Origin of the sequence: Candidatus Kryptobacter tengchongensis, from assembly GCF_001458555.1 — a bacterium.
In the GTDB taxonomy this organism is placed as follows: Bacteria; Bacteroidota; Ignavibacteria; order Kryptoniales; family Kryptoniaceae; genus Kryptonium; species Kryptonium tengchongense.
Window position 1 is genome coordinate 1 of sequence record NZ_CZVH01000073.1, and the last position, 9,828, is coordinate 9,828.

The window sequence follows — 9,828 nt, forward strand, 5'->3', positions numbered from 1 at the left end:
ACCGATGTCAGGCTTGTTTATGCTCCTGAGACAAGCGTTGCTTACTTTGGTGGGGATCCAGATAACTTTACATACCCAAGATATGACCTTGATGTTGCGTTTTTCAGGGTTTATAAAAATGGCAAGCCATTGAAGACAAATTATTATTTCCCGTTTAGCAAAACAGGAGTGAAAGAAGGTGATGTTGTTTTTGTAATTGGAAATCCAGGTAGAACAAATCGCTTACTTACTGTTGCACAACTTGAGTTTTTCAGAGATGTAAGCTATCCTTACACTTTGTCAATGCTTGATAATCTTGTTAAAATTTACAGCGATTTTATTGCAAAAAGCATCCGGATAAAAAATTAAAGTACCAAACTCGTTTATTTAGTTTCTCAAACTCTCAGAAAGCGTATACCGGCAGACTTGCAGGTCTTAGAGATCCATACCTTATGGCAAGGAAACGTGATTTTGAGAAAAAATTTAAAAATGCTGTTTTAAATAATCCCCATCTCAAGGCGAAATATAGCGATCTTTGGGGGTGAAATTGCTAAGTATCAAGTTGAAAAAAGGAAATTATTCCCTGAACTTCAAGCATATAATTTTGTTGGACCTGCTAGAAGTGTTTATTTCAGAATTGCGAATGATCTTGTTGAATATGCGGAGCAGATGAAGCTTCCCGAGGAGAAAAGGGCGGAATCTTACAAGGGCGAACGCCTTAAAACGACAAAAGCAAGAATTTTCCCACAGGAGATAGAGCCAGAGCTTGAAAAGGCGATACTTGTTTATCAACTTAGTTATATGAAATCTGTCTTTGGCGATAGAAATCAGGCGTTTAATGAGCTTTTGAAAGGTCAATCACCCGAGACAGCGGTTGATAACTTGCTTTCGGCGACGATTCTTGCTGATAAAGAAAAAGTTACCGCTCTTCTTGAAGGAAATCCGGATGATATTTTAAAATCAAATGACCCATTTATTTCGTTCGTCGTTAAAACGAGGAAACAAGCTCAGGAGGTAAGAGATAAATATAACTCCATTAGCTCAAAGGAGTCAGCAAAGCTTCAATTGCTTGGCAGGGCGATATTTGATGTATATGGGACAACAATTCCACCTGATGCAACATTTACCTTGAGAATAGCAGATGGAGTTGTGAAAAGTTATGAATACAATGGAACAATTGCTCCATCCGGTTACAACATTTTATGGGCTGTACGATAGACATTATTCATTTAATTCAACTGAAAGAACAGATTGGCAACTGCCCGAAAGATGGAAAACCCCACCAAAGTAAGCAACGCTTGTCTCAGGAGCATAAACAAGCCTGACATCGGTGTATCTTTTGTAAACATAAGCTGAATATTTACCGCCATTGTAAAATGTCACAACGCTGACGACAATTGAATCATCTGGGTTAAGCCTTTTAAAACTCTCATAGTATCTTTGCTGTATCTCTCTTATTTTTCTGTCCCTATTTGCAACCCTTTCTTCATCAGTTTTGCCCTCTTCAAACGCTTTTTGAACTTCGTCAGTTACATCCTCAATATGAATTAACTGATCAACATAATGGTTGGGAATTTTTTCCTTTCTTCTTCAAGCGTAGCAGCGTAAAAACCTGTTTCGGGTAAATTTTCACCCTCGCGATTAACCGCATCAAGAGCTCCTCTTGCGCAATGATGGTTGGTCATAACAAGTCCATCTTCAGAGACAAAAGATGCTGAACACCCAGGAAGTCTGAGCGCAGAAAGCCGTGCTCTTTCAAACCAATCAGATGTCGGAGTAAAATTGTATGTCTTTTTAAAATAATCAATTGGAGGATAATCAAATGTCCACATTTTGCCGTTATCAAATTGTCCTGCAGTTACAGTGTCAAGGTAAGCGAGATAATCAGGCTTTGTCACTTGGTAGGTTGAACAGCCTGTGAGAAATAAAATGACAAGAAATGGGAAAAGTATAAGGTGGCTTTTAAAGTATTTGAGCATTTTTTCCTCGAAATTTTATTTTTGCAAACAAAGATCAAAATCAAAGTTAAATTAATACGAAATAATTTAAATTTCAAGTCTTTACAGGTGGCGTCAAAATCCTTGATTTAAATCAATTTTTCCCGAACAGCGATTTTTTTAAATTTAAACAAAAAGAAATTTTCATCATGACAGCAACAGAGCAACTTAAAAAAGAACATCGGGCAATTCGCTTGGCTTTGTTTTTGCTTGATATATGCAGAAGCAAAATTGAAAAAGAAAACATAGCAGATATTGAAAAAATTGAAAAATTAACCGAGTTTTTCTCGGTCTTTGCCGACAGATGCCATCACACAAAAGAAGAGAACATGCTTTTCCCAGAACTTGAAAAAGCTGGTATCCCAAGGGAAGGTGGACCAATTGAGGTAATGTTAACTGAACATGAACTCGGTCGGAACTACATTAAAATAATCAGGGAATCAACACAAAATTATAAAACGACTCATAACAACTCAGCACTTATGAAGATATCGGAAGCAATAAAAGGCTATGTCAATCTCCTTGAACAACACATTTATAAAGAAAATAATGTTTTATTTGTCATAGCGGATATGCATCTTTCACTTCAAAAACAAAAAGAATTATTTGAGAAGTTTGAGGAATTTGAATTGAATGAGATTGGCAAGGGGAAACATGAAGAATTTCACAGGATACTTGACGAAATAAAAAGTGAATTTTTCGGAAATTCAAAAATACTTGATGTGCGGGATATCCCACCAGTTCAAAGACATGATTTTATACTTGAAGAATTTAACAAATTAAATCCATCCGAAAGCCTCATCCTTGTGAACGACCATGACCCTAAACCTTTGTATTATCAATTCCAAGCTGAAAAAGAAATAAAATTTGAATGGGAATATACAATTACAGGTCCAACTATATGGAGTGTCAAAATAACAAAGAAAAGTTAACCTTATGAGTTTTGCTTCAAATAATTCAAAAAGAATTCAACGAATTTTAAAAGGGTCAATGCTAATTGGGATTTTTTTTCTTTTGTTTTTGCTATCCTGATAGGAATTTGGAGAATTGCATTGACCCGTGGTTTTATTTTACCCTCAATACCTGAATTTTTGCCCCCACACGGAAACCTTATGATTGGTGCGTTTCTTGGGACACTGATAATTTTTGAGCGAATGTTTGCTTTGCCCGTCAAATGGCTTATCTGGACACCATACATCTGGGGAATATCCTCCGCTTTAATTCACATTGATTTTCCTCTGTTCAAAATTCTTAACATCGTAGCACTTCTTGGCTGGGGAACCCACAGATTCATTGCCTACAAAACATTTAAACATCTTTTGAATCCACTTATTGAATTCCTCTCCTATGTTGCTCTTTCAATTGCTCTACTCTCACATGGCGGACTTGCAGGAAGCATTGAATCCGCACTTGCCGGATTTTCATTTGCAATTGCTGTAATAGGAGATGAAAGAATAGAATTAACACTTGGTTTCAACAGAACATCAGCAAAAGTTCTTTATTTAAGTTTAATAGTTTATCTTGGCATCTCAATTATTAATTCACTGTTTTATCTTATACCAGTTCAAATTGTTGGGATCATCCTACTTTTTGTCTCCATCGGATTGATTTATAACGACTCTGTGATAATTGTTTATGTTAAAGGTTTTGCTCTCGCACAAGGGGCGTTGCATAAGTTTGCAAGAGAAACTTTAATAGTTGCATACCTCTGGCTTATATTTGCGAGTATCTCTATAATCTTATGGAACCAAATTCAAGCAGTTGCAAAAGATGTTGTTTTTCATTCAATTGGATTGGGATTTATATTTACGATGATCTTATCCCATGCGCCAATTGTTTTGAGTTCAACGCTTGCAAAGATGCCCAAAAGGATTCCTTCAAGGATCTTGTTCTATCTTTTTCAACTAATGACAATTGTACGAGTTTTTTTACAGATTTATTCGTCACGGTCTCTGTTGAGTTATGGAGTTGGGCTGGATGGATAACTGGAACTTTACATTTCATTTTTTTCATACTTTATATTTTAAGTGTCTTGAGAAGTTTCAAATAAAAATCACTTTGATGTGAAGCAAATGCATCAAGAATTTGAAAGTGGCTTTATTTGGTGGTCACTTGGAATTGCCATATTGGGTGGGTTTATGATCGGCGCTCATATTGCAATGCAGATTGGATTCAATATGGGTTTGCCAAGGGCACTTGATATATGGATTCAAACGCACGGGCATCTCCAACTTATCGGATGGACAGGGCTTTTTATAATTGGGGTTAGTTTACATTTCCTGCCGAGAATGGCAAGTGTCCCAATTGAGAGAAGAGGCACATTTAAATTTATTCTTTATTTCACTGTCACTGGACTTTTGATCAGGACAAATTTTGAGTTCTGGAGTCCCTACTTTGACGATGAGAAAATCAAAGTTATTTTTAAACATCTTGCAAACATTGGAAATATTATTGAGTTTGCTGGCTTAATCTTTTATGTTTCCGTTCTTACCAAAACATTCTTAAAAGCGCCTGATTTTAAAAAGAGGGGCTTTGAAATAGTAAAACCATTTTTCATATTATTCATCTTGGGCTGGATAATTTATTCGCTTGTTCAGGTTTCCTCAATTTTTCTTGATAGATATGAGTGGATAATGTGGAATAAATGGAGCGTAAACCTTTTTGTAAGTTTTGTGCTTTTCCCCAATTTCATTTGCTTTTTCAATTTTAAATTTCCCGCTCTACATTCATTTGAAGCCACCCTCAAAATCGCTAAAATATATCGGCTATCTTTATCTCGTAATTGTTCTATTTCACGAGTTCATCTCCATGCCAACTCAAATGATAACTTCACCGATTGACTTTAATTTCACCGCTCTACTTGTTGATTTAACTGTCGTTTTGTTGCTTTTATCATCTGGAATAATTCAAAGAATTTTTCTACCTAATGAGGCACTTTCAAAATCACCATTTTGGAGAAGAGATGGATTTGAAAATGAAGTTAACCAAGAGAAAAAACCAAGAAAGGGTTATTCGGATTATGGTGAGTTTGGAAGATTTGAGTTTTTAATTTATTCGGCTTATATATGGCTTATGATCGGATTATTTCTTGACACACTTGCAAGGGTGCTCCTATTGTTTGATCTGTCCGTTCACTATGGCGATGATCCTACAAGACATTCTTTCCTTGCTGGTTTCATCACCCTTTTAATACTTGGAATGGCGCAGAGAATGTTGCATGGGTTTATGCACAAAAGTAAAATTGCAAACACTAAAATTGTTTTTATAACATTTATTTTAGGAAACATCGCCGTTTTTTCAAGGGTTATCCCGATGCTTGTTCCTTTTTATTTATTCAGTTCGGCTCAAATTTTAACACAGATTATGTTATATCTTTTTGGGATTTCTGGCTTTGTTGCGATCACATCACTTATTTTTCTTTTCATAAACCTCCGAAAAACCTCCAAAATGAGGTAAAATTCCCCCCATTTCAATTTGTTTTTTAAGAAATTGATGTTTTAAATTTCGTATATCTATGAAAGATAAAGAAAAAGGAAACACTTATACTCCAAATGCGCAGGCAATTAAGAATTCAACTTTAAATTTGTATAAAGATGCCCCATCGTCTTGCGAAAAGATTGATAAGTTCAAATCAACGGAGCGGAAATTTAACCTTAAAAGATGTTCTTAAGCGTCTTGCCAAGTATCTTCACAGCGAATATAAAAACTTGGGAAAAACGAAATTAGATTAAATCTTTCACAGGTTATGCCTGCAACATATCTTGGAACAAGACCCGAAACAATTTCACGAGTTTTGAGAAAATTTCAAGATGGATAACTTTAAAAATTCAATCAAGTTCATACGAGAAGTAGATTCCAATTCCTTTGCTTCTAACGAATTCTTCAACTCCAGGTTCACTTTCCATGTATGTGATCAAAATTGGTAATATATTTGGATAAACCCCTTCAAATCTTTTCAGCCGATACTCTTCAAAATTCTCAACATCATTTTTTGAAAGCTGGCTTTTACACTCACCTATTACAGTTATTTCCTGCCCATTTCTTTCCGCCTGGGCAAATATATTGACTTCAATATCCTTGCCGTATTTATCTTTGATAAATCTTCTTATCAATATCTTTTTGACTTCAATATCGTAATCCCTTTTAAGAAGCTTTGGCAAAGATTTAAAGGCTTTATCTTCGAGCCCAAAACCAACGGAATCTGATAGCTCTCCAAACCTTCTCCTAATATCCCTTACCTCTCTTGTAAGCGCCCTAACTTCGTCTGTAAGCTGGTCAACTCTGACCGTAAGTTGATTTATGCTCTCCCATACCCTCCTAAAGTTCTCTTCTGTTGCCTTCTCAAACGCATCCAACCTCTCCTCCGTCCTCCTTTGCGCCTCCGCAAGCTGATCCACTCTAATTGTAAGCTGATTCAGTCTCTCCTCCGTTCTCCTTTGTGCCTCCGTAAGTTGATTTATGCTCTCCCATACCCTCTTAAAGTTCTCCTCTGTCGCTTTCTCAAACGCATTCAACCTCTCCTCCGTCTTTCTTTGCGCCTCTGTAAGTTGATTTATGCTCTCCCATACCCTCTTAAAGTTCTCCTCTGTCGCTTTCTCAAACGCATTCAACCTCTCCTCCGTCTTTCTTTGCGCCTCTGTAAGTTGATTTATGCTCTCCCATACCCTCTTAAAGTTCTCCTCTGTCGCTTTCTCAAACGCATTTAATCTCTCCTCTGTCCTCCTTTGTGCCTCTGTAAGCTGATTTATGCTCTCCCACACTCTCTTAAAGTTCTCCTCTGTTGCCTTCTCAAACGCATTCAACCTCTCCTCCGTCCTCCTCTGTGCCTCTGTAAGTTGATTTATGCTCTCCCATACTCTCTTAAAGTTCTCCTCCGTCGCCTTCTCAAATGCATTCAACCTCTCCTCCGTCCTCCTCTGCGCCTCTGTAAGTTGATTTATGCTCTCCCATACTCTCTTAAAGTTCTCCTCCGTTGCCTTCTCAAACGCATTCAACCTCTCCTCCGTCCTCCTTTGTGCCTCTGTAAGTTGATCTACTCTAATCGTAAGTTGATTTATGCTCTCCCATACTCTCTTAAAGTTCTCCTCCGTCGCTTTCTCAAACGCATCCAATCTCTCCTCCGTCCTCCTCTGTGCTTCTGCTAAAGCATCTACCCTTTGAGTTAGAATACTTTGTGCCTCCGCCAAAACATCTATCCTCTGAGCCAAAATATTCTGCGCTTCCGCTAAAGCATCAACCCTTTGAGTTAGTATATTTAATTGTTCCTCTACTTTTCTTTGCGCTTCTGCAAGTTCAGCGACACGAATTGTAAGATTTATCTGTGCCTCACCGAGCTGTTTAACTATGCTCTTTAACTCGTTAAAATCATCTTTGGTAACATATACTGGCTTTACCCGTTCATCAATTATCCTTTCTATCTCCTTCCGAACAGATGCAGTTATCTTAGATGTTTTGCTAACTTTCGGCATGTTTTTACTTAATCAATTTTCATTTAGTGAAAAAATACAGATTTTTGAAGTTTAAAACAAACTTCTGCTCTACACTAAATAAAACAACATCGCTTCACTAAAAATTAATCCCCCAATTTATCTTTCAATCTTGCAATTGCATCCCATATCGTTTGGAGCATCCTGCCGTCAACTTCCATTTTCTCTGCGACTTTTAGATAATCCAGAACCTTTTTATCGCCTATGTTCCCTAAAACATTGTAAATAACCATCCTAACAAAAAATTCAGGTGTATTTACCATACTGAAAACAAAATCTTTTATGCTTTGATCTTTATCAGCAAAATTTGAAAGTGTTGAAATTGCAGTTATCCTAATAGATGGATGATTACCACGGATTGAATATTTTTTAAGAATTTCAATTGCCTCTTTCTCATATGAGGTATTTTTAAAATCGCCCAGCCTTCTTAAAGCAGTTGTTCTTATAACTTCTTGATGCGAATTCATAGTTAAAGCGTTCTTTATAACCTGCATTCTATTCGCTGAATCTATCAAAGCAAGGGAATTAACAGCAGATGCAATGACATAATAACTTTTATCGGTTTTTATAACTTCATTCAAAAACTCTGAAACAAAATCAAATTTAAATTCCTTCAAAGCTTCAACAACACTTCTTCTAACCCTTGAATCTTTCTCATTTCTGAATATATCAATCAAAAATCTTGCCGTGCTTTCATCTTTTAACTTACCGAGGTTATTTATCGCCTCTTGCCTTACTGCATAAAACTCTTTGCTATTTGCACTGATTTTTTTCATCACTTCTGAAACGCCCTGTTCATTTATAAATTTCCCGAGTTCTTGAACTGCCCAAAATCTATCAATCATATCTTTTGCATTTAACGCCTGATAGATTAGTTCATCTTTTGATTTCTCAAAGAACAAATCTTTCAAAATCCAGTTTCCTTTGTCAAATATAACCATCAACGGCTTGCTGTCAATGTTAAATTCAAAAGTTTGTTTTCGCTTGTCAATGAAAATTTTATAAGTTTTGCTTTCAAATTCGGTTGTTATTTCAACATCAACAGGGGTTTTGAAAACCTCGGGCGTAAGTGAATCAGCAGGGTGAATCTGTTCAACAGTTAAAGTAAGAATTTTGCTCACTTCATTATAATCATATTTCACCTCAAAGATCGGATAACCTGCCTTGTAAAGCCATTGATCAAAAAACCATTTGAGATTGTATCCAGTTGCTTCCTCTATTGCAATCCTCAAATCTTCCGTTTCAACATTTTGATACTCATATTTTTTTGCGTAATAGTTCATAGCTTTCCAGAAAAGTTCATCACCAAGGATAAATCTTATCATGTTAAGAATTGAACCGCCACGCTGGTATATGTGAGGACCGAAAAGATCAGTTGGGTCAAAATACCTGTTCCATACAGTTGGTTTTTTATCGCTCATATCGGCAAATTTCGCCGTCCTTTGCATGTTGTAAATGCTATATTGAAATTCATCCTTTCCCTTAGCATATTCAAAGTAGAGCGCAGTGAAATAAGTTGCAAACCCCTCATTTAGCCACGCATGTTCCCAACTTCTACATGTCAAAAGATCACCCCACCATTGGTGAGCCATCTCGTGGGCAACAAGACCATCGCTTGAGACATCAAGATGCGCCCTCTCATCGTGAATTGTTGAACTTGTAAGCGTCGTAGCTGTTATATTTTCCATCCCACCGTAAATGAAATCCTCAACTATGGTTTGGGCATATTTGTTGTAAGGATATTTATAGCCAATCTTCTCCGAGAAGAATTTCATTATTTCAGGCGTTTTCTCAAATGAAAGATTTGCATACTTTGCGTTTGATTTATAAACATAATATTCAAGAGGTATGTCAAGGTAATAATCCTGAAGCTTAACATATTCACCAACGACAATTGAAATTAGATAACCTGAATGAGGTTTATCCATGAACCAGTGATATGTCACCAAACCTCTCTTTTTATCCTCCTTAACAGAAACAAGTTTCCCATTTGAAACAACTGTGAAATTTTTATTCACAGTTGCAATAACCTCACTTGTAGCTTTATCATTTGGAAAATCATAGCACGGAAACCAATAATGATTATCTTCGGGTTGTCCTTGAGACCAGATTTGATAAGGTTTATCTGGATGGGCTGAATCTGGCTGGATAAAATATAACCCTTTGCGTGGATTTGAAACAAAATATTCAACAACAACGGAGAGGGTATCTCTAAATGAATATGTCCGATCAAGATAAATTTTCAATTTTTGAGCAAGCGAATCAAAATTGAAATTAAGTTGTTTCCCATTCACCAAATAAATTTTTTTAATCTTCATTTCAGCTGCATCAAGCTCAAAAACCCCAAAATCAGGACGAAGCGGGAC

The 9,828-nt window shown here is 36.5% G+C and carries 10 protein-coding genes and 2 pseudogenes; 9 read left to right on the forward strand and 3 right to left on the reverse strand.

The annotated features are described in order from the left end of the window. The 3 genes and pseudogenes from AT685_RS08685 to AT685_RS08690 all read left to right on the forward strand — a co-directional run. Window positions 1-348, forward strand: a 348-nt coding sequence (locus tag AT685_RS08685; protein ID WP_143713152.1) for a S46 family peptidase, incomplete at its 5' end; no start/stop codon positions are given. 29 nt (window positions 349-377) lie between these two features. Beyond that, a pseudogene (locus AT685_RS08765) lies at window positions 378-524 on the forward strand (S46 family peptidase); the annotation flags it as partial. 1 nt (window position 525) lies between these two features. After that, window positions 526-1,197, forward strand: a complete 672-nt coding sequence (locus AT685_RS08690; protein ID WP_267886277.1) for a S46 family peptidase — start codon at window positions 526-528, stop codon at window positions 1,195-1,197. A gap of 3 nt (window positions 1,198-1,200) precedes the next feature. Here the strand turns inward: AT685_RS08690 and AT685_RS08770 are convergent. Then, a pseudogene (locus AT685_RS08770) lies at window positions 1,201-1,958 on the reverse strand (S46 family peptidase). Window positions 1,959-2,125: 167 nt separating this feature from the next. Between AT685_RS08770 and AT685_RS08710 the strand changes: the two are divergent. The 6 genes from AT685_RS08710 to AT685_RS08775 all read left to right on the forward strand — a co-directional run bounded on the left by AT685_RS08710 (window position 2,126) and on the right by AT685_RS08775 (window position 5,793). After that, window positions 2,126-2,908 (forward strand): DUF2249 domain-containing protein, encoded by a 783-nt coding sequence (locus AT685_RS08710; RefSeq protein WP_072151963.1) that lies wholly within the window; start codon window positions 2,126-2,128, stop codon window positions 2,906-2,908. 180 nt (window positions 2,909-3,088) lie between these two features. Beyond that, window positions 3,089-3,961, forward strand: a complete 873-nt coding sequence (locus AT685_RS06170; RefSeq protein WP_143713153.1) for a hypothetical protein — start codon at window positions 3,089-3,091, stop codon at window positions 3,959-3,961. Between the two features lie 87 nt (window positions 3,962-4,048). Continuing rightward, window positions 4,049-4,816 (forward strand): hypothetical protein, encoded by a 768-nt coding sequence (locus AT685_RS06175; protein ID WP_072151966.1) that lies wholly within the window; start codon window positions 4,049-4,051, stop codon window positions 4,814-4,816. Then, window positions 4,785-5,432 (forward strand): hypothetical protein, encoded by a 648-nt coding sequence (locus AT685_RS06180; protein WP_072151967.1) that lies wholly within the window; start codon window positions 4,785-4,787, stop codon window positions 5,430-5,432. Before AT685_RS06175 ends, AT685_RS06180 begins: the two co-directional genes overlap by 32 nt. A 58-nt stretch (window positions 5,433-5,490) precedes the next feature. Beyond that, entirely contained in the window at window positions 5,491-5,646 is a 156-nt protein-coding gene (locus tag AT685_RS08450; RefSeq protein ID WP_159420493.1) for a hypothetical protein, read from the forward strand. 51 nt (window positions 5,647-5,697) lie between these two features. Continuing rightward, complete coding sequence (locus tag AT685_RS08775; RefSeq protein ID WP_420021848.1) at window positions 5,698-5,793, forward strand: hypothetical protein; 96 nt, start codon at window positions 5,698-5,700, stop codon at window positions 5,791-5,793. A gap of 10 nt (window positions 5,794-5,803) precedes the next feature. Here the strand turns inward: AT685_RS08775 and AT685_RS06190 are convergent, their stop codons facing one another. Both AT685_RS06190 and AT685_RS06195 read right to left on the reverse strand, forming a co-directional pair. Next, window positions 5,804-7,444, reverse strand: a complete 1,641-nt coding sequence (locus AT685_RS06190) for a coiled-coil domain-containing protein (protein WP_072151968.1) — start codon at window positions 7,442-7,444, stop codon at window positions 5,804-5,806. 104 nt (window positions 7,445-7,548) lie between these two features. Then, the coding region (locus AT685_RS06195) for a M1 family aminopeptidase (protein WP_072151969.1) at window positions 7,549-9,828 on the reverse strand (2,280 nt) is incomplete at its 5' end.

What these genes read in the sequence shown, in the direction of transcription:
- AT685_RS08710 (WP_072151963.1), top strand. Translation starts at nt 2,126, where the DNA reads ATGACAGCAACAGAGCAACTTAAAAAAGAACATCGGGCAATTCGCTTG.
- AT685_RS06170 (WP_143713153.1), top strand. Translation starts at nt 3,089, where the DNA reads ATGATTGGTGCGTTTCTTGGGACACTGATAATTTTTGAGCGAATGTTT.
- AT685_RS06175 (WP_072151966.1), top strand. Translation starts at nt 4,049, where the DNA reads ATGCATCAAGAATTTGAAAGTGGCTTTATTTGGTGGTCACTTGGAATT.
- AT685_RS06180 (WP_072151967.1), top strand. Translation starts at nt 4,785, where the DNA reads ATGCCAACTCAAATGATAACTTCACCGATTGACTTTAATTTCACCGCT.
- AT685_RS08450 (WP_159420493.1), top strand. Translation starts at nt 5,491, where the DNA reads ATGAAAGATAAAGAAAAAGGAAACACTTATACTCCAAATGCGCAGGCA.
- AT685_RS06190 (WP_072151968.1), bottom strand. Translation starts at nt 7,444, where the DNA reads ATGCCGAAAGTTAGCAAAACATCTAAGATAACTGCATCTGTTCGGAAG.